Consider the following 18,437-nt stretch of genomic DNA (forward strand, 5'->3'; position numbering starts at 1 on the left):
TTGGCTGGGCTCAGGCGGGTTGCGCTTCGCGCTCTTCGGCGCGCTCTTCCGGGCGGGCGGGGCGGATCTGGCCGCGCTCCTCGACGAAGACGATCTGCTCGTCGCGCTGGTCGCTGTTGACGAAGGAGCGGAAGCGCTGGCGCACTTCGGGCGTGTTGACGGCCGTCTTCCATTCGCACTGGTAGGTGTCGACGACGGCCTGCATCTGCGCTTCGAGCTCGGCGCCCAGGCCCAGGCTGTCGTTGATGACGACGTCCTTCAGGTAGTGCAGACCGCCTTCGAGGTTGTCGCGCCAGGTGCTGGTGCGCTGCAGGCGGTCGGCCGTGCGCACGTAGAACATCAGGAAGCGGTCGATGAACTTGATCAGGTCGGCCTTGGAGAGGTCGCTGGCGATCAGCTCAGCGTGGCGCGGCTTCATGCCGCCGTTGCCGGCCACATACAGGTTCCAGCCCTTCTCGGTGGCGATGATGCCGACGTCCTTGCCCTGCGCCTCGGCGCATTCCCGCGTGCAACCCGACACGCCGAACTTGATCTTGTGCGGCGCGCGCAGGCCCTTGTAGCGGTTCTCGATCTCGACGGCCAGGCCGACCGAATCGTCCACGCCATAACGGCACCAGGTGCTGCCCACGCAGCTCTTCACCGTGCGCAGCGACTTGCCGTAGGCGTGGCCGGATTCAAACCCGGCGGCGATCAACTCCTCCCAGATGAAGGGCAGCTGCTCGACGCGGGCGCCGAACATGTCGACGCGGGCGCCGCCGGTGATCTTGGTGTACAGGCCGTATTTCTTGGCGACCTGGCCCACGGCGATCAGGCCGTCGGGCGTCACTTCGCCGCCCGGCATGCGCGGCACGACGGAATAGCTGCCGTCCTTCTGGATGTTGCCGAGGTAGTAGTCGTTGCTGTCCTGCAGCGCGGCCAGCTTGGGTTCCAGCACGAACTCGTTCCAGCAGGACGCGAAGATGCTCGCGGCGGCGGGCTTGCAGATGTCGCAGCCCAGGCCCTTGCCGTGCCTGGCCATCAGGTCGCTGAAGGTCTTGATGCCGCCCACGCGGATGAGGTGGTACAGCTCCTGGCGCGAATGCGGGAAGTGCTCGCAGATGTGGTTGTTCACGGCCATGCCGCGCTTCTTCATCTCGAACTTCATCACCTGCGTGACCAGCGGCACGCAGCCGCCGCAGGTGGCGCCGGCCTTGGTGCAGGCCTTGATCTCGCCCATCGTCGTGGCGCCCTCGCCGACGGCCGCGCAGATCTGGCCCTTGGTGACGTTGTTGCACGAGCAGAGCTGGGCGCTGTCGGGCAGTGCGTCCGGGCCGATGCCCACCTTGGCCTTGCCGTCGCTGCTGGGCAGGATCAAGAACTCCGGGTCGGCCGGCAGCTTGATGCCGTTCAGCTGCATCTGCTGCAGCGTGCCGTACTCGGCCGCGTCGCCCACCAGCACGGCGCCGAGCAGGAACTGGCCGTCCTCGCTGACGACGAGCTTCTTGTAGACCTGCTTGCGCTCGTCGACGAACTGGTAGCTGCGGCAGTTGGCCGTTTTGCCGTGGGCGTCGCCGATGCTGGCGACATCCACGCCCATCAGCTTGAGCTTGGTAGACAGGTCGGCGCCGGGGAAGGCGGCGTCGGCATCGCCGGTGATGTGGCGCGCGGCGACGCGGGCCATCTCGTAGCCGGGGGCCACGAGGCCATAGGTCATCTCGTTCCAGGCCGCGACCTCGCCGATGGCGTAGACGTTGCGGTCGCTGGTGCGGCAGTGGTCGTCGATGACGACGCCGCCGCGCGGGCCGATCGCCAGCACGCATTGGCGCGGCAGTTCGTCGCGGGGGCGGATGCCGGCGGAGAACACGATCATGTCGGTCTCCAGCCAGGTGCCATCGGCGAACACCATGCGGTGGCGGGCCGTCGCGCCGTCGGTGATCTCCAGCGTGTTGCGGCCGGTGTGCACCTGCACGCCGAGATCTTCGATCTTCTTGCGCAGCACGCGGCCACCGCCCTCGTCGATCTGCACGGCCATCAGCCGCGGCGCGAACTCGACGACATGCGTCTCCAGCCCCATGTCGCGCAGCGCCTTGGCGCATTCCAGGCCCAGCAGCCCGCCGCCGACGACGACGCCCGTCTTGGACACCTTGCCGCTGGCCTGCATGCCTTCCAGGTCCTCGATGGTGCGGTAGACATGGCAGTGCGGCCGGTCGCGGCCCGGCACCGACGGCACGAAGGGATACGAGCCGGTGGCGAGCACCAGCTTGTCGTAGGGGACGACCTCGCCGTTCGCCAACGTGACGGTGTTGTCACGCCGCTCGACGGCCACGGCCTTGGCGGCCAGGCGCAGCTGGAAACCGGGGTGCTTCTCGAAGAAGCCCGGCGGCACCAGCGACAGGTCCTCGGCTGACTTGCCCGAGAAGAACTCGGACAGGTGCACGCGGTCGTAGGCCGGGCGCGGCTCCTCGCACAGCACCGTGACCTGCACGTCGCCGGCGGCGGGGCCCTCGGCGAGGGATTCAAGAAATTTCTGGCCCACCATTCCGTGGCCGATGAGGACGATGTGCATGTGTTTGATCGAAGCAGGCTGCGCCGACCGGACCGGGTGCGGCCAGGTCGGAGGGACCAGTAAGAAGGCCCCGAGAGCAGCGGGCTGCTCGGTCGGGGCCGGAAGAGGAGGTTCGCCGCCTTTGGCGATGCTTCTGCGGAAGCAAAGGGCGGCTTCAGCGCAGCACCTCAGGCAGGACTTCGCAAGACGCATGCCTGCGCCGCTGACGTGCATCGCCCGGGTGGGGGCGCCGTGTTCACGGCGCGGCGGCACTGCAGCGGTGCGATGCGGCGCACCGCCGCGGGGCGCGTCGCCCCGTCAGCGGGCCGGGCGGTCCAGCATCACTTCCAGGCCCTGGGCGTTCAGCTCGGCGTCCAGCGCCAGCCATTCGGCGGCTTCCAAGCCGGCGGCATGCCCATGAGCGCGCAGCCGCGCGAGATAGCCGTCCAGCAGGCCGGCCTTGAGCCTGTCGTGCCGGTCCGGCGCGCTGCGCAGCAACTCGGCCAGCGCGACCATCTCGTCGACCTGTTCCAGCATCACCGCGGCCAGGCGCCGCACCTCGGCGACCGAGCCGCCGATGCGGCCGTAGTGCGTCACCTGCATCGCCACCGGTTCGGCCGCCAGCAGGCGCGCGACGGTGGCCTTCAGCGCCTCGGGCTCGAACTGCACCGGGGTGCTGGTCGGCAGGATCCAGGCGCGGCCGTCGACGTCGAAGGCGCGGTAGGACAGGCCGAAGGTATCGCCGGTGAACCAGCTGCGGCTCGTCTCATCCCAGATCGCGTGGTGGTGCTTGGCGTGACCGGGGCTGTCGATGAGGCGCAGCGGCCGGCCGGCCAGGTGGACGACCTGTTCATCATGGCTGGCCTCGGCGCGCTCGGCCGGCACGGGCACCAGCTTGCCGTAGCTGCGCTGCATCTCGTCTTCGCCATAGACGGCGAGCGCGCCCAGCCACAGCGCCTTGGGATCGACCATGTGGCGCAGGCCGCGCGGGTGCACCAGCGCGCGGGCGCGGGGCAGGGCCTCCATCAACAGGCCGACGCCGCCGGCGTGGTCGAGGTGCACATGAGTGGGAATGACCCAGTCCACCGCTTCTGTCGTCAGCCCCAGCGCATCGAGGGCGGCCAGCAGGCGTGGCACCGCGTGGTTGGTGCCGGTGTCGATGAATGCCGCGCGGCCGTCCTCCACCATCAGGTAGGCCGCGTCGAAGCGCGGGCGCTGGAAGCCGGTGTCGATGGCGTAGATGCCGTGGCCGAGGTCTTCGATGAAATCAAGCATGCAGCGTGGGGAAGGGGGGCTTCCTAGAATCACCGGTCACGATAGCCGAAGGAGGCCCCGGTGGCCGTTCACGAGATTTTGAAGATGGGGGACCCACGCCTGCTGCGGGTCGCCAAGCCGGTGACCGAGTTCGGCACGCCCGAGTTGAAGGCGCTGATCGCCGACATGTTCGAGACCATGGCCGCAGCCAACGGCGCCGGGCTGGCCGCGCCGCAGATCGGCGTGGACCTGCGCCTGGTCATCTTTGGCTACAGCAAGAACGTGCGCTATCCCGAGGCGCCGCCCGTGCCGCCGACCGTCCTGATCAACCCGCAGATCGAAGTGCTGGACGGCGGAAGGACCGAGGGCTGGGAGGGCTGCCTGTCCGTGCCCGGCCTGCGCGGCGTGGTGGCACGCGACGAGCGCATCCGCTACACCGGCTTCGATGCCGATGGGCAGCCCATCGATCGCGTCGCCGATGGCTTCCACGCCCGCGTCGTCCAGCATGAGTGCGATCACCTGGACGGCATCCTCTACCCGATGCGGGTCACCGATTTCACGCGTTTCGGCTTCACGTCTGTGCTTTTCCCCGAACTGGACCCGAATAGCGACGACGATTGATTGCAAAGTTTGTAAACGTCGTGCACCGCGCCATGGGCCGCCGCGTTAGCTTGCCGCAAAGGAGCCTCCCGATATGGCCACGCTCGCCGATTCCAAGCTTGTCCTGATCCGCAGCCGCTGGCGCATCCTGGCGATGACCCTGCTGCTTGCCCTGGCCCCCGCGGCCAAGGCGGAAGACGCCGACCGCGACCCGCCGTCGCGTGCCGCGCGCGTTGTCGAAGTCGTCGGTGACGCCTGGCTGTTCGATCCGGACACGCGCGAATGGACGCGACTGACGCGCAACCAGACCGTCGGCGAGGGCGACCGCCTGCGCACCGACGAGCGGGCCCGCATCAGCCTGCGCACCGGGTCTACGACCATCTGGGTCGATGAGCGCAGCGACCTCGAGCTGAGCCAGCTCGATGACGGTCGGACGCTGCTGCAGCTGGACCGCGGCGACGTCGCTTTGCGGCTGCGCTCGCCCGAGAACGCGGCCGAGACACAGCTGCGTACTCGCGAAGGCTTGGCCCAGCCCGAGCGCGAAGGCCTCTACCGTGTCGAGCAGCTGGACCGGGGCAGCAAGGTTTACGTCTGGCAGGGACGCATGCGCTTCGACTGGACGCGCAGCGCCTCGCCGGTGCACCTGGGTGCGGGCGAGCAGATCGAACTCTGGTGGCCCGATGGCCCGCGCGCCGAGCGCTCGCCGCTGTACAGCGACGGCTTCGGCGACTGGGTGCTGGCCGAGAGCCGCGAGGAGGGCGACCGCGCCGTCGCGCGCTATGTCTCGCCCGAGATGACCGGTGCCGAGGACCTGGACCGCTATGGCCGCTGGGAGACCGCGCCCGAGTACGGCACCGTCTGGATCCCGACCACCGTCGTCGCCGCTGATTGGGCCCCTTATCGCCACGGCCGCTGGGCCTGGTCTCGCCATTGGGGCTGGACCTGGGTGGACGACGCGCCCTGGGGCTTCGCACCCTTCCATTACGGCCGTTGGGTCAGCTGGGGCGGGCGCTGGTGCTGGGCGCCGGGTCCTTACGTGCACCGCCCCGTCTACGCACCGGCCCTGGTGGGCTGGGTGGGTGGCGGTTCGGTCAGCGTGGGCATCAGCATCGGGCACCGCCCACCACCGCCGCGCTACGGCTGGTATCCGCTGGCGCCGCGCGAGGTCTACCGGCCCGGCTTTCGCCACAGCCCTCGCTATGTCCACCGCGTCAACGACCCGCGCGACCTGCGCGACCCGGTGACCGTGCAGCGCCCGCACCGTTATCGCGACGTACCCCAGGCCGTCAGCACGCTGCCGGCGCCGGGTGCGGCGATCCAGCCCATGCCCGTGCGCGGCCCCGACCGCCGGCCCGAGCCGGGCTGGAACCGCCCGCTGCCGACGGCACCTGGCCGCGGCGACCTGGCAGCCGTGCTGCCCGCGGCGCCGACACGCCCGGTCGAGGCGGGCCTGCCGCGCCAGCGAGACCGCGAGCGTGAGCCCGGCATGGGCTGGCGCAGTGAAAGCCAGCTGCCGTTGCGACGCGAGGTCCAGCGCGGGCCCGATGCGCCGAACCCGCAGCCCGCCATGCCGGTGGCCCAGCCGCAGCAACCGCAGATCCAATCGCCGGTGCCGACCGTGCAGCAGCCGCGCCCAGCGTTCGAGTCGCCGCGTGGTGGTGGCGACAACATGCCGTGGCGCAACAACCCGCAGCAGCGCGAGGAGCGCCGAGACGAACGCCGAGAGGAGCGCCGCGAAGAGCCGCGCCGCGTCATGCCGCAGCCCATGCCCCAGGCGGAGCAGCCGCGCAGCATGCCGATGCCAGAGCGCCCGCAGGTGGTGGAGCAGCCGCGCCGTGTCGAGATGCCGATGCGCCAGCCCGAGCCACCGCGCATGCAGATGCCGCAGCCCCAGCCGCAACCTCAGGTCCAGGCGCCGCCGCGCAGCGAAGGCCCGCAGCGCGGCCGCCAGGACGGCGTGCCGGTGCGCGACAAATCGCCGCGTGAGCGGCAGCAGGAACGCTGAAGCGCGAGCCGCCTAAAGAAGCGGCTTCAGCGCAGGCCAGACGTTGTCCAGCATGGCTGGATGCGCCTTGGCCAGCGGATGGATGCGGTCGGGCTGGAACCATTCCAGCGCATCTTCCCGGTCCGCGACGCCCTTCAACAGGAAGGGCACCAGGCTGGCCTTGGCCTGCTTGGCCACCTCGGCGAACAGGCCTTCGAACTCCCGGCCGTAGGCGCCGCCATAGTTCGGCGGCACCTGCATGCCGACGACGATGACCTTGGCGCCGGCCGCCTGCGAAGCACGCGCCATGGCAAGCAGGTTGTCGCGCGTGCTGGCCAGCGGCAGGCCGCGCAGCGCGTCGTTGCCGCCCAGCTCCAGGATGACGATGGCCGGCTTGTGCGTGCGCAACGAGGCAGGCAGCCGGCTGCGGCCGCCCGAGGTCGTGTCGCCGCTGATGCTGGCGTTGACGACGCGGTGCGGCTTCTTCTGCGCAGCCAGGCGTGCCTGCAGCAGCGCCACCCAGCCGGCGCCGGCCTTGAGTCCGTATTCGGCCGACAGGCTGTCGCCAACGACCAGGATCACCGGTGCCTCGGCCGCCGCGCTCGACCCTGACGTCCAGCCGGCCAGCAACCCCAAGCTAAAGTGCGCCACCATCGCCCGCCGCCGCAGTCCCGACATGCCAGAAGTCCTCGTCAAAGTTGATCAGATCACCAAGCGCGTACGTGACGCGACCGGGGAGCTGACGATTCTGCATGACATCAGCTTTGCACTGACCGCACAGGAGTCCGTTGCCATCGTCGGCGCCTCGGGTTCTGGCAAGAGCACGTTGCTGGCCATCCTCGCCGGCCTGGACACACCGAGCGACGGTACGGTCAGCTTGCGCGGGCAGGATCTGTTCAGCCTGAGCGAAGACGAGCGCGCCGCCGTGCGCGCACGCGAACTCGGCTTCGTGTTCCAAAGCTTTCAACTGTTGCCCAATCTGACGGCGCTGGAGAACGTCATGCTGCCGCTGGAGCTGCGCGGCGACCGCGAGGCCCGCGAGCAGGCCGCGGCGATGCTGGGCCGTGTCGGGCTGGGCGAGCGCCTCGGGCACTATCCTCGCGTGCTGTCGGGTGGCGAGCAGCAACGCGTTGCACTGGCGCGTGCCTTCGTGCTGCGCCCGGCGCTGCTGCTGGCTGACGAGCCCACGGGCAGCCTCGACTTCGCGACCGGCGCCCAGGTCATGGCGCTGATGTTCGAGCTGAACCGGGAGGCTGGCACGACGCTGGTGCTGGTGACCCACGACCGCGAGATCGCGACGCGCTGTGAGCGGCAGCTGCGCATCGAGGCCGGGCGCCTCGTGCAATAAAAAAGCCCGCCGGGTGGCGGGCTTGGTCGTCGCAGCGGGACGGCTTACTTGCTGAACTTGTAGTCGGTCTTGGCCTTGTCGACCAGGCTCTGCTGGAACTCGCCCATCTTCTGCTGTTCGATCCGCTGCTTGATCTGCGCCTTGACGTCGTCGAACGCCGGGAAGGTCGCGGGCCGCGTGTCTTCAAGCTTGATGATGTGATAGCCGAACTGGCTCTTGACCGGCTCTTGCGTCATCTCGCCCTTTTGCAGCGCCGTCATGGCCTTGCTGAACTCGGGCACGAAGTTGTTCGGGTTGGCGAAGTCCAGGTCGCCGCCATTGGTCGCCGAGCCGGTGTCCTTGGAGTTCTTCTTGGCCAGTTCCTCGAAGTTGCCGCCGGCCTTGATCTGGGCGATCAGCGCCTTGGCGTCTTCTTCCTTCTCGACCAGGATGTGGCGGGCACGGTATTCATTGCCGGTGTTGGCGGCCTTGAACTTGTCGTACTCGGCCTGCGCCTCCGCGTCACCCACCGGGTTCTTGGCCTTGAAGTCTTCCATCAGGCCACGGATCAGCAACATCTGGCGAGCCAGGTCCAGCTGCGTCTTGTAGTCGGCCGTCTGCGGGATGCCGCGCTGCTCGGCCGCCTGGATGAAGATCTCGCGGCGCACGACCTCGTCCTTGACCTGCGCTTCGAGTTCGGGCGAGCGCTGCTGCTGGCCGCTCTTGGTGACCTGCTGGATCAGCGTCTCGACGCGCGCCTTGGGCACGGGCTTGCCGTTGACGGTGGCGACGTTCTGCGCGATTGCGGCAGCCGGCAACAGGGCCGAGATGGTGGCCGCGACGACGGCGGCGAGCGCAAACTTCTTCATGAGGGTGGGGGTGTGATTCAGGCTAAAAAAATCGCGCCCAAAATGGGCGCAGGGTTCGATCACGCTTGACCTGATCCGGACTCGCCCGGTGTTCGGGCATCAATTGCCAGCGCGTGTATGCCACGCTGCATCAGGTCAGACAAAGCATGATAAACGAGGCGGTGCCGGGCCAGCCTTTGCAGGCCGGTAAAGCGATCCGACACGACGGTCACGTGAAAGTGGCCGCCCTCGCGGGCCCCGGCGTGGCCGGCGTGCTGGGCGCTGTCATCGCGGATGTCGAGTTGCACCGGCGCCAGTTCAGCGCGCAGCCGCCTTTCGATCTCCACAGCGATCATGGCTTGGTGTCCTCTTCCTGCGGCAGGTATTTGCTCAGGAAGAGGCCCTGCGCCAGCGTGAACAGCAGGATCAGGCCGGTGACGCCAAAGACCTTGAAATTGGCCCAGGCCGACGTCGAGAAGTTGTAGGCGACGTAGAGGTTGACGATACCCATCGCGGCAAAGAACAGCACCCAGGCGCGGTTGAGCTTGAGCCAGATGGCATCGGGCAATGGCAGTTCGGCGCCAAGCATCTTCTGGATCAGGTTCTTGCCGAAGGCAGCCTGCGCGATCCACAGCGTCAGCGCCATGGCCCAGTACAGGCCGGTGGGCTTCCACTTGATGAAGGTCTCGTTGTGGAACCAGACCGTCGCGCCGCCGAGCACGACGACGAGGGCCAGGCTGATCCACAGCATCAGGTCGATCTTCTTGCCGCGCAGCTTGAGGATGGCGGCCTGCGCCAGCGTCGCGATCATGACGACGACGGTGGCCAACAGCACCGGCGCCTCTTGCGGGCCGACGATGCCACCCTGGACGAGGAAGCCGAAATGCTCCGTCGAAAACCCGGCCGCGGCGTCGGGGTTGCCTTCAGCGAACTTGAACGCGGCAAAGAAGAGGATCAGCGGAAGGAAGTCGAGCAGCAGCTTCATGCGCCGGGATTGTCCTTGACGAAATCGATGGAGGCCGAGTTGATGCAGAAGCGCTCGCCCGTCGGCTCGGGGCCGTCCGGGAAGACATGGCCGAGGTGGCTGCCGCACTTGTTGCATCTGACCTCGACGCGCACCATGCCGTGGCTGCGGTCGACGATGCGCTCGACGACCTCGCTGTTAACTGGCGCCCAGTAGCTGGGCCAGCCGCAGCCCGCATCGAACTTGGTGTCCGCCTCGAACAGCGGCGTGCCGCAGCCGATGCAGTTGTAGTGACCGCTGTCGAAGTGGTCCCAGTACTTGCCGGTAAAGGCGCGCTCGGTGCCAGCCTGGCGGGCGACTTGGTATTGCATCGGGTCGAGCTGCTCGCGCCACTCGGCGTCGGTCTTCTGGACGGGGTAGTTCTTGCTGGATTCACTCATGATGAACAAGGCATTCAAGGCTTTGGGTCAGCCGGGCCGGCAGTGTTTGATGGTGGAGTCTAGTGAGCGGGGGCTGGCCCTGGCTTTCCTGGGTGTTTCCCCGGGGTCCGAAGGTCGCGGTTGTGACGTTCATGGTCTGAAACCGCGGGCTAGACTGAATCGATAAGACGCCAGGAGACAAGCATGGCATTGATGGGCCGGATGATGTCGGATCCGCTGCTGATCTCGTCGCTGCTGAAGCACGCCGAGCGGCATTCGGGCGAGACCGAAATCGTCAGCAAACGGGTCGAGGGCGACCTGCACCGCAGCAATTGGCGCGAGCTGGCGCGCCGTTCGCGCCAGGCCGCACAGGCTTTCGCTCGGCTGGGCTGCGAGCCGGGCGACCGCGTCGCGACGCTGGCCTGGAACGGCCATCGTCACGTGGAGATCTACTACGGCAGCTCGGGCTCGGCCCTGGTCTGCCACACGATCAATCCGCGCCTCTTTCCCGAGCAGATCGTCTGGATCGCCAACGACGCCGCGGACCGCGTGCTCTGCTTTGACGCGACTTTCCTGCCGCTGGTCGAGAAGATCGCGCCGCTACTCAAGACGGTGCAGCACTTCGTGTTGATGACCTCGCGGGCCCACATGCCGGCGAACTCCGCCATTCCGAATCTGCTGTGCTTCGACGAGCTGCTGGACGCCGAGGCCGGCGACTACGCCTGGCCGCAATTCGACGAGAACACGGCGTCCAGCATCTGCTACACGTCCGGCACCACGGGCAACCCCAAGGGCGCTGTCTACAGCCATCGCTCGACGGTGCTGCATGCCTATGCCGCCGCACTGCCGGATGCGATGGACTGCTCTGGCCGCGACGTCATCCTGCCGGTCGTGCCGATGTTCCACGTCAACGCCTGGGGGCTGCCCTACAGCGCGGCCATCGTCGGCTGCAAGCTGGTGCTGCCGGGGCCGCACCTGGACGGCAAGAGCCTGTACGAGCTGTTCGAGGGCGAGAAGGTGTCTTTCAGCGCCGGCGTGCCGACGGTGTGGCTGGGCCTGCTGAATTACGTCAAGGCCAACAAGCTCAAGTTCTCGACCTTCAAGCGCACCGTCATCGGCGGCTCTGCCTGCCCGCCGGCCATGATGAAGTCGCTGCAGGAGGACTTCGGCATCGAGGTCATCCACGCCTGGGGCATGACGGAGATGTCGCCGCTGGGCACGCTGTCCAAGCTGACGACGCGCCAGCTGGACCTGCCGGCCGAAGCGCAGCAGCGCCTGCTGGAGAAGCAGGGCCGCGTCATCTACGGCGTCGACATGGCCATCGTCGACGACGACGGCCGCTCGTTGCCCTGGGACGGACAGAGCGCCGGCAATCTCGTCGTGCGCGGGCACTGGGTCATCTCCCAATACTTCAACCACGACGACTCGCCGCTGGTCAGCGTGGATGGCGAGCCAGGCTGGTTCCCGACCGGCGACGTGGCCACCATCGATGCCGACGGCTTCATGCAGATCACCGACCGCAGCAAGGACGTCATCAAGTCCGGCGGCGAGTGGATCAGCTCCATCGACCTTGAAAACATTGCGATGGCCCACCCGGCCGTGCACGAGGCCGCCGTCATCGCGGCCAGGCATCCCAAGTGGGACGAACGGCCGCTGCTGGTCGTCGTCAAGAAGCCCGAGGCCACGGTCACGCGGGAGGAATTGCTTGCCTTCTACGACGGCCGCATCGCCAAGTGGCAGATTCCCGACGACGTTGCCTTCGTCAGCGAGATTCCGCACACGGCCACCGGCAAGGTGCAGAAGCTCAAGCTTCGCGACCAGTTCCTGAACCACAAGTTGCCGGGCGCCTGACGGTCGCGGGTAAGCCCGCAACTTCAGCGCGAGCCGGCTGCATTAAGTTCCGTCCGCATCAAAGCCATAACCCCTAGGAGACAAGCATGTTCGACAACACTTCGGTCCGCTTCACCTTGCGCACGCTTTCGGCCGCCGCAGCCCTCGTGCTCGCGGCCGGCGCCGCCCATGCCCAGAAGGGCGAGACCGTCAAGCTGGCCTACATCGACGCGCTGTCGGGCCTGATGGGTCCGGTCGGCCAGAACCAGGTCAAGACCTTCCAGTTCCTTGGCGAGAAGTTCAACAAGAGCAACCCCGCCGGGGTGAAGTTCGAGGTCGTCACCTTCGACAACAAGCTCAGCCCGGCCGAGTCGCTGAACCTGCTGAAAGCCGCCGCCGACCAGGGCATCCGCTACATCATGCAGGGCAACGGCTCCAGCGTGGCACTGGCGCTGAGCGACGCGGTCACCAAGCACAACGAGCGCAACCCGGGCAAGGAAATCGTCTACCTGAACTACTCGGCGGTGGACCCCGATCTGACCAACAGCAAGTGCAGCTACTGGCACTTCCGCTTTGACGCCGACACGTCGATGAAGATGGAAGCGATGTCCTCCTTCATCAAGGACCAGCCGGACGTCAAGAAGGTCTTCCTGCTGAACCAGAACTACGCCCACGGCCACCAGGTCGCTAAGTACGCCAAGGAGACGCTGGCTCGCAAGCGCCCGGACATCCAGGTGGTCGGCGAGGACCTGCACCCGCTGGCCCAGGTGCGCGACTTCGCGCCCTACGTCGCCAAGATCAAGGCCAGCGGTGCCGACACCGTCATCACCGGCAACTGGGGCTCGGACCTGGCCCTGCTCGTCAAGGCCGCCAACGAGTCGGGCTACAACGGCAAGTTCTTCACCTACTACACCGGCGTGACCGGCACGCCGACGGCGCTGGGCACCGGCGGTGCCGGCCGCGTCTACCAGGTCGCCTACAGCCACTACAACATGGGTGGCGAGACGCAGAAGATGGCCGAGGAGTACAACAAGCGTTTCAACGACGACATGTACACCAACAGCATCCAGCACATCTACACGATGCTGAGCCAGGCCATGGCCAATGCCAAGTCCACCGACCCGGTCAAGGTGGCGGCCGCACTGGAAGGCCTGACGGTCAAGAGCTTCAACGGCGAAGTGACGATGCGCAAGAGCGACCACCAGCTGCAGCAGCCGCTGTTCATCTCGGTCTGGCAGAAGGCCGATGCCAAGCATCCCTACAGCCCCGAGAAGACGGGCATGACGCTGGCGCCGGTGAAGCAGTTCGACAGCTACGTCTCGTCCACGCCCACGTCCTGCCAAATGAAAAGGCCCGGCTGATCACCCGATCGCCTGAGCGCCTGACTCGCCGCGCCGCCTTTACCGGCGGCGCGTTCTTCTGACTTTGCCGGCCACCGCCTTGGATCAAGTCTTCATCAACCTGCTGAACGGCCTGTCGTCCGGTCTGCTGCTCTTCATGCTCAGCTCCGGGCTGACGCTGATCTTCAGCATGATGGGCGTGCTGAACTTCGCCCACGCCAGCTTCTACATGGTCGGCGCCTACGTCGCCTACTCGCTGGTGGGCATCGTCGGCTTCTGGCTGGCGCTGCTGTTCGCGCCATTGGCGGTCGGGCTGTTGGGGGCTGCCTTCGAACGGCTGGCGCTGCGGCGGGTGCACAAGTTCGGGCATGTGCCCGAGCTGCTGATCACCTTCGGCCTGTCCTATGTGATCCTGGAACTGGTGCAGCTGATCTGGGGCCGCACGGCGGTGCCTTTCACGCCGCCGCCCGAGCTGCAAGGCTCGGCCTTCACCATCATTTCGCACCCGGTCGAGGGCATGTCGCTGATGCTCGGCAAAGCCGCGCCGGAGATTTGCGCGGCGGCGTCCTGCTCCAACTTCCCGCTGACCAAGGCCTTCATGATGGTCGTGGCGCTGTTGATGCTGGTGGCGCTGTGGTTGCTGCTGACGCGCACTCGGGTCGGCCTGGTCATCCAGGCCTCACTGACCCATCCGCACATGGCCGAGGCGCTGGGCCATAACGTGCCGCGCGTGCTGATGCTGGTGTTCGGCAGCGGCTGTGCCCTGGCCGGCCTGGCCGGCGTGGTCGGCGGCATCACGTTCGTGACCGAACCCAACATGGCCGCCTTCATCGGCGCCATCATCTTTGTCGTCGTCGTCGTGGGTGGCATCGGCTCGCTGGCGGGTGCCTTCGTCGGCTCCATCGTCGTCGGCTTGCTGCAGACGCTGCCCCTGGCGTTGAACGGCTCGCTCGCCACGCTGCTGAGCGGTTGGGGCTTTGCTGTCACGCAGAGCACGCCGGGCTATCCGCTGCTGCGCCTGACGATGGCCGAGGTCGCGCCCATCTTGCCCTATCTGCTGATGGTTCTGATCCTGATCTTCCGGCCGAAGGGCCTCCTGGGCACGCGGGAGGACTGATGAAGACCCAAGAATTCCATTTCAAGCCCTACAACGTCGGGCGCTGGATCGTCTGGGGCTTCTTCGCCCTGATCCTTCTCGTCGCGCCGCGCATCTGGACCAGCGGGCTGGCCCAGACCATGCTCACGCAGATGGGCATCGGCATCATTGCCTGCCTGGCCTACAACATCCTGCTGGGCCAGGGCGGCATGCTGAGCTTCGGCCACGCCGTCTACAGCGGCATGGGCGCCTTCCTGGCGATCCACGCGCTCAACAAGGTCGGAGCCGGCACGCTTGGCATTCCGGTCAGCCTGATCCCGCTGGTGGGCGGCCTGGCAGGGCTGGTCTGCGCGGTGCTGCTGGGCTATATCTCGACAAAGAAGGCCGGCACGCCGTTCGCGATGATCACGCTGGGCATTGGTGAGCTGGTGTTCGCGCTGGCGCTGATGCTGCCCGAGTTCTCGGGTGGCGAGGGCGGCGTGTCCAGCAACCGCGTCATCGGCAAGCCGGTCATGGGCATCAGTTTCGGGCCGCAGATCCAGGTCTATTACCTGGTTGCCGTCTACTGCTTCATCTGCACGGCGGCGATGTTCGCGCTGACGCGCACGCCGCTGGGCCGCATGCTGAACGCGGTGCGCGACAACCCCGAGCGCGTGGAGTTCGTCGGCTACAACACGCATTGGGTGCGCTTCATGGCCTTCACGATCTCCGGCTTCTTCGCCGGCATCGCGGGCGGCCTCGGCGCCATCAACACCGAGATCGTCAACGGCGCCGATGTGCTGCACGCGGCGCGCTCGGGGGCCTATCTGCTGTTCACCTTCCTGGGCGGCGCGATGTTCTTCTTCGGTCCCATCCTCGGTGCCGTGCTGATGGTGTTCTGCGGCGTGATGCTGGCAGAGCTGACGAGCGCCTGGCTGCTCTACCTCGGCTTGCTGTTCCTGTTCATGGTCATGTATGCGCCAGGCGGCTTCGCGAGCCTGATCCTGATGAACCTGCGCGTCGCGGCCTTCGGCAAGCTGAAGAAGCTCTGGACCTCCTACCTCGCGCTGGCGGGCACTGCCTTCGCGGCGCTGGTGGGCGCGGCCGCCATGATCGAGATGCTCTACCACCGTCAACTCAACGAGGCCCTGGGCCCGCAGATGAAGTTCATGGGTGCCCAGCTCGACAGCGCCGGCCTGGACGCCTGGTTCGGTGCCGCCTTCCTGATCATCATTGGCGTGGCCCTCTTCGAGCTCGTGCGCCGCCACTACGTGCACGAGTGGGGGGAGATCCAGGAAGACATCGAGAAGGAAATCAAGCGGAGGGAGGCGCTGTGACGGCGACGACTTCCGGCTTCGCCGTCGAGTTGCGCGACGTGCGCAAGAGCTTCGGCAAGAGCGAGATCATCCGCGGCGCCAACCTGGCCGTGCAGGCCGGCGAGCGTGTGGCCATCATCGGTCCCAACGGCGCGGGCAAGAGCACTTTGTTCAACCTGATCAGCGGCCGCTTCGGGCCGACATCGGGTGAGATCCATCTGCATGGCCAGCGCATCGACGGCAAGAAGCCCTTCGAGATCAACCGCCTGGGCCTGTCGCGCAGCTTCCAGGTCTCCAACCTGTTCACGCGGCTCTCGGTGTTCGAAAACATCCGCTGTGCCGTGCTGTGGAGCCTGGGCCACCGCTACGCGTTCTGGAAGTTCCTGGCCGACCTCGACGACGCCAACGACCGCACCGACCAGATCCTCGAGATGATCAAACTCGACAAGCGCCGCGACGTGCTGGCGATGAACCTCACCTACGCCGAGGCGCGGGCGCTGGAGATCGGCATCACCATCGCTGGCGGCGCCAGCGTCGTGCTGCTGGACGAACCCACGGCCGGCATGAGCAAGAGCGAGACCAAGCGCTTCATCCAGCTCATCCGCGACGTGACCGTCGGCAAGACGCTGCTGACCGTGGAGCACGACATGGGCGTCGTTTTCGGGCTGGCCGACAAGATCGCCGTGTTGGTCTACGGTGAAGTCATTGCCTTCGACACGCCCGACGCGGTGCGTGCCAATCCGCGCGTGCAGGAGGCCTACTTGGGTTCCGTGCTGGCGGATCAACAAGCGGCGGCAGCATGACCCAGGGGCGCATCCTCAAGCTGGACAACGTCCATGCCTTCTACGGCAAGAGCCATGTGCTTCATGGCGTCAGCATGCAGGTCAATCCGGGCGAGATCGTCAGCCTGCTGGGTCGCAACGGCGCCGGTCGCTCCACGACAGTCAAGACCATCATGGGCCAGGTCGACGCCAAGGGCTCGGTGCGCTGGGGTGACGCGGAACTGGTCGGCCGCCAGGCCTACGAGATCGCTCACATGGGCCTGGGCTACGTGCCGGAGAACCGCGACATCTTCCCCAAGCTCACGGTGCATCAGAACCTGATGCTGGGCGAGAAGTCAGGCGCCAAGAACCCGCGCTGGGGCTTCGAGGACATGTACAAGATGTTCCCTCGGCTGCGCGAGCGCCAGCACACCGAAGCCGGCGTGCTGTCGGGCGGTGAGCAGCAGATGCTCACGCTCTGCCGCACGCTGATGGGCGACCCCGACCTCATCATGATCGACGAGCCTACCGAGGGCCTGGCGCCCAAGATCGTCGAACTGGTCGCCGAGTACCTCAAGGAATTGAAGAACCGTGGCATCGCCGTGCTGCTGGTCGAGCAGAAGCTGGCCATTGCCATGGAGATTTCCGAGCGCTGCTACGTGATGGGCCATGGCCGCATCGTCTTCGAGGGCTCGCCCGACGACCTCCGCGCCAACGCCTATATCCGCAAGGAGTGGCTGGAAGTCTGATTGCGAACGGCGCATCAGGTCTGGGACGCCGCAGCACGAACTGCGCGCCGTGCTTGAGCTTCCTGAAGTCGCCCACCGTGGCGATCAGCGCCTAGACGGCCTGTGCGCACCAAGAGAAGCGGGCAACCTCGCCGGCTTCCTGCAGCCCTATGGCGTCACTTCCCGCGGCGCTGTCCGACCGTCAGGCCGGCCCATGTGATGGCAAGAAGCGCAACGTCAGAGCAATCGCGAACCTGCGGGTGCATTCGTAGACAACGCCTTTGCGGCCGTGGATTGGCGCAACACCAGGCGTGGCTTGAGCATCTCTTCGCTGGCGTCGAGGGTTCCATCTATCAGCTCAATCAGTCGCTCCAGCGCCAGCTCGCCCATGGCTTCGCTCTGCATGTCCACCGTGGTCAGCGTGGGTGTGCTGAACCGGGCAAACGGAATGTCGTCAAAGCCGGCGATTGAGACTTGCTCGGGAACGCGCACGCCCGCAGCCTGCGCCTGTTTCATGAAACCCAGCGCCAGCATGTCGTTGTAGCAAACGACGGCGTCTGGCCGCGCACTGCCCATCAGCACCTCGCCGACGGATTTCTCGCCGGCCTCCAGCGTGGGCGAATCGGCCGAGAAATAGAGGGGCTCCAGCCCGGCCTCGCGCAGCGCCTCGGTGAGGCCAGCCTTGCGCTCGGAGTCCCAGCGCGCGGCGCCATAGCCGAGATAGGCGATGCGGCGGTGACCCAGGTCAATGAGATGGCGGCCCAGCATCGCGGCGGCCGAGCGCCCGTCGGCGCTGACGCTGTGGACGCCGACCTGGCTGGCGCGGCCGAAGAAGACGACCGGCTTGTCCAGGTCGCGCAGCGTCGACAAGTCGGCGTCGGGCATGCGCGAGCTGACGATGAGACCGTCCACGCGCCGACTCAGGTCGCGCAGCATGCCGGCCTCGGCGTTCTGGCGCTCTCCCGTGTCGACAAACAGCAGGTTGTAGCCCAGCTGCTGGGCCTTGCGGTTGGCGCCCTTGACGATGCCGGTGAAGTGCGGGTTGCGGATGTCGAGGATGACGACGGCCACGGTGTGGGTGCGGCCCGTGATCATGCTGCGCGCGACCGGGTCAACGCTGAAGCCCAGGGTGGCGATGGCTTCGCGCAGTCGGGTCTCGGTAGCCTCGGTGAAGCGCTGCAGGCCGTTGACGTAGCGCGACACGGTGGCCGTGGAGACGCCTGCCGTGCGGGCCACGTCGCGCATCGTCGGTGGGCGGGGATTGGTGGGGGCCATGGTTGTCAATCTACGTTGCGTCGGGCGGCGCAGGCGCCTCGCGCTGGGGCGGCAAACGGGTCTCGAGCAGCGTTGGAGTACTGCTTCCCTTCGTCGGGAAGGCAAACGATTGCCTGAATTGTCGTGGCCATTGCTTGGTGATTTATAAGCGTTTACCCTTGGGTAATGGACGGGTATCTAGCTGAGTAGTGA

At 66.8% G+C, this 18,437-nt stretch carries 17 protein-coding genes; 9 read left to right on the top strand and 8 right to left on the bottom strand.

Features of this window, described 5'->3' with window-relative positions; genetic code table 11:
* Positions 1–10: 10 nt before the first annotated feature.
* Both nirB and ASC81_RS05980 read right to left on the bottom strand, forming a co-directional pair.
* Complete coding sequence (gene nirB / locus ASC81_RS05975) at positions 11–2,545, bottom strand: nitrite reductase large subunit NirB (RefSeq protein ID WP_056263743.1); 2,535 nt, start codon at positions 2,543–2,545, stop codon at positions 11–13.
* A gap of 297 nt (positions 2,546–2,842) precedes the next feature.
* Positions 2,843–3,799 carry an MBL fold metallo-hydrolase gene (locus tag ASC81_RS05980; RefSeq protein WP_056263745.1) on the bottom strand — a complete coding sequence of 319 codons (957 nt, stop codon included), beginning with the start codon at positions 3,797–3,799 and terminating at the stop codon, positions 2,843–2,845.
* A gap of 60 nt (positions 3,800–3,859) precedes the next feature.
* Between ASC81_RS05980 and def the strand changes: the two genes are divergently transcribed.
* Together def and ASC81_RS05990 are read left to right on the top strand one after the other, a co-directional pair.
* Positions 3,860–4,399: a peptide deformylase gene (gene def / locus ASC81_RS05985; protein WP_082536279.1), complete on the top strand. Its 540-nt coding sequence runs from the start codon at positions 3,860–3,862 to the stop codon at positions 4,397–4,399.
* Positions 4,400–4,472: 73 nt separating this feature from the next.
* Positions 4,473–6,383 (top strand): DUF6600 domain-containing protein, encoded by a 1,911-nt coding sequence (locus ASC81_RS05990; protein ID WP_056263748.1) that lies wholly within the window; start codon positions 4,473–4,475, stop codon positions 6,381–6,383.
* A gap of 12 nt (positions 6,384–6,395) precedes the next feature.
* Here the strand turns inward: ASC81_RS05990 and ASC81_RS05995 are convergent, their stop codons facing one another.
* The gene (locus ASC81_RS05995) at positions 6,396–7,040 is read right to left on the bottom strand and encodes an arylesterase (protein WP_056263751.1); all 645 of its coding nucleotides are present in this window, start codon (positions 7,038–7,040) and stop codon (positions 6,396–6,398) included.
* On the opposite strand from ASC81_RS05995, the gene ASC81_RS06000 reads away from it, so the two are divergent.
* Positions 7,039–7,710 (top strand): ABC transporter ATP-binding protein, encoded by a 672-nt coding sequence (locus ASC81_RS06000; RefSeq protein WP_056263753.1) that lies wholly within the window; start codon positions 7,039–7,041, stop codon positions 7,708–7,710. The two genes, ASC81_RS05995 and ASC81_RS06000, sit on opposite strands and share 2 nt — an antisense overlap.
* A 44-nt stretch (positions 7,711–7,754) precedes the next feature.
* Here the strand turns inward: ASC81_RS06000 and ASC81_RS06005 are convergent, their stop codons facing one another.
* Genes ASC81_RS06005 through msrB form a run of 4 tightly spaced genes read right to left on the bottom strand, consistent with a single transcriptional unit; the run spans position 7,755 to position 9,941 of the window.
* Entirely contained in the window at positions 7,755–8,558 is an 804-nt protein-coding gene (locus ASC81_RS06005; protein ID WP_056263754.1) for a peptidylprolyl isomerase, read from the bottom strand.
* Between the two features lie 59 nt (positions 8,559–8,617).
* Positions 8,618–8,893 (bottom strand): BolA family transcriptional regulator, encoded by a 276-nt coding sequence (locus ASC81_RS06010; protein WP_056263756.1) that lies wholly within the window; start codon positions 8,891–8,893, stop codon positions 8,618–8,620.
* Positions 8,890–9,522 (bottom strand): septation protein A, encoded by a 633-nt coding sequence (locus ASC81_RS06015; protein WP_056263757.1) that lies wholly within the window; start codon positions 9,520–9,522, stop codon positions 8,890–8,892. The genes ASC81_RS06010 and ASC81_RS06015 overlap by 4 nt, the downstream gene beginning before the upstream one ends.
* Positions 9,519–9,941: a peptide-methionine (R)-S-oxide reductase MsrB gene (msrB, locus tag ASC81_RS06020; protein ID WP_056264366.1), complete on the bottom strand. Its 423-nt coding sequence runs from the start codon at positions 9,939–9,941 to the stop codon at positions 9,519–9,521. The genes ASC81_RS06015 and msrB overlap by 4 nt, the downstream gene beginning before the upstream one ends.
* 183 nt (positions 9,942–10,124) lie before the next feature.
* Here msrB and ASC81_RS06025 point away from each other — a divergent pair, with 183 nt between their 5' ends.
* The 6 genes from ASC81_RS06025 (at position 10,125) to ASC81_RS06050 (ending at position 16,991) form a co-directional block, all read left to right on the top strand.
* Positions 10,125–11,771, top strand: a complete 1,647-nt coding sequence (locus ASC81_RS06025) for a 3-(methylthio)propionyl-CoA ligase (protein ID WP_056263759.1) — start codon at positions 10,125–10,127, stop codon at positions 11,769–11,771.
* 86 nt (positions 11,772–11,857) lie between these two features.
* The gene (locus ASC81_RS06030) at positions 11,858–13,111 is read left to right on the top strand and encodes a branched-chain amino acid ABC transporter substrate-binding protein (protein ID WP_056263761.1); all 1,254 of its coding nucleotides are present in this window, start codon (positions 11,858–11,860) and stop codon (positions 13,109–13,111) included.
* A gap of 136 nt (positions 13,112–13,247) precedes the next feature.
* Positions 13,248–14,207 (top strand): branched-chain amino acid ABC transporter permease, encoded by a 960-nt coding sequence (locus ASC81_RS06035; protein ID WP_235533588.1) that lies wholly within the window; start codon positions 13,248–13,250, stop codon positions 14,205–14,207.
* Positions 14,207–15,502 (top strand): branched-chain amino acid ABC transporter permease, encoded by a 1,296-nt coding sequence (locus tag ASC81_RS06040; protein ID WP_056263764.1) that lies wholly within the window; start codon positions 14,207–14,209, stop codon positions 15,500–15,502. Before ASC81_RS06035 ends, ASC81_RS06040 begins: the two co-directional genes overlap by 1 nt.
* On the top strand, positions 15,499–16,284 hold the full coding sequence (locus ASC81_RS06045) for an ABC transporter ATP-binding protein (protein WP_056263766.1): 786 nt from the start codon (positions 15,499–15,501) through the stop codon (positions 16,282–16,284). Before ASC81_RS06040 ends, ASC81_RS06045 begins: the two co-directional genes overlap by 4 nt.
* Before the next feature lie 11 nt (positions 16,285–16,295).
* Positions 16,296–16,991, top strand: a complete 696-nt coding sequence (locus ASC81_RS06050) for an ABC transporter ATP-binding protein (protein WP_056264370.1) — start codon at positions 16,296–16,298, stop codon at positions 16,989–16,991.
* A 216-nt stretch (positions 16,992–17,207) separates the two neighbouring features.
* On the opposite strand, the gene ASC81_RS06055 is transcribed toward ASC81_RS06050, so the two are convergent.
* The gene (locus ASC81_RS06055) at positions 17,208–18,245 is read right to left on the bottom strand and encodes a LacI family DNA-binding transcriptional regulator (RefSeq protein WP_056263768.1); all 1,038 of its coding nucleotides are present in this window, start codon (positions 18,243–18,245) and stop codon (positions 17,208–17,210) included.
* Between the last annotated feature and the right edge of the window lie 192 nt (positions 18,246–18,437).

The sequence above is a fragment of the Pelomonas sp. Root405 genome (assembly GCF_001425165.1).
Taxonomy (GTDB): domain Bacteria; phylum Pseudomonadota; class Gammaproteobacteria; order Burkholderiales; family Burkholderiaceae_C; genus Pelomonas.

Excerpts from the sequence above, each read along its gene's own strand:
- nirB (WP_056263743.1), bottom strand. The coding sequence starts at position 2,545 with ATGCACATCGTCCTCATCGGCCACGGAATGGTGGGCCAGAAATTTCTT.
- ASC81_RS05980 (WP_056263745.1), bottom strand. The coding sequence starts at position 3,799 with ATGCTTGATTTCATCGAAGACCTCGGCCACGGCATCTACGCCATCGAC.
- ASC81_RS05990 (WP_056263748.1), top strand. The coding sequence starts at position 4,473 with ATGGCCACGCTCGCCGATTCCAAGCTTGTCCTGATCCGCAGCCGCTGG.
- ASC81_RS06000 (WP_056263753.1), top strand. The coding sequence starts at position 7,039 with ATGCCAGAAGTCCTCGTCAAAGTTGATCAGATCACCAAGCGCGTACGT.
- ASC81_RS05995 (WP_056263751.1), bottom strand. The coding sequence starts at position 7,040 with ATGTCGGGACTGCGGCGGCGGGCGATGGTGGCGCACTTTAGCTTGGGG.
- ASC81_RS06005 (WP_056263754.1), bottom strand. The coding sequence starts at position 8,558 with ATGAAGAAGTTTGCGCTCGCCGCCGTCGTCGCGGCCACCATCTCGGCC.
- ASC81_RS06010 (WP_056263756.1), bottom strand. The coding sequence starts at position 8,893 with ATGATCGCTGTGGAGATCGAAAGGCGGCTGCGCGCTGAACTGGCGCCG.
- ASC81_RS06015 (WP_056263757.1), bottom strand. The coding sequence starts at position 9,522 with ATGAAGCTGCTGCTCGACTTCCTTCCGCTGATCCTCTTCTTTGCCGCG.
- msrB (WP_056264366.1), bottom strand. The coding sequence starts at position 9,941 with ATGAGTGAATCCAGCAAGAACTACCCCGTCCAGAAGACCGACGCCGAG.
- ASC81_RS06025 (WP_056263759.1), top strand. The coding sequence starts at position 10,125 with ATGGCATTGATGGGCCGGATGATGTCGGATCCGCTGCTGATCTCGTCG.
- ASC81_RS06030 (WP_056263761.1), top strand. The coding sequence starts at position 11,858 with ATGTTCGACAACACTTCGGTCCGCTTCACCTTGCGCACGCTTTCGGCC.
- ASC81_RS06035 (WP_235533588.1), top strand. The coding sequence starts at position 13,248 with ATGCTCAGCTCCGGGCTGACGCTGATCTTCAGCATGATGGGCGTGCTG.
- ASC81_RS06040 (WP_056263764.1), top strand. The coding sequence starts at position 14,207 with ATGAAGACCCAAGAATTCCATTTCAAGCCCTACAACGTCGGGCGCTGG.
- ASC81_RS06055 (WP_056263768.1), bottom strand. The coding sequence starts at position 18,245 with ATGGCCCCCACCAATCCCCGCCCACCGACGATGCGCGACGTGGCCCGC.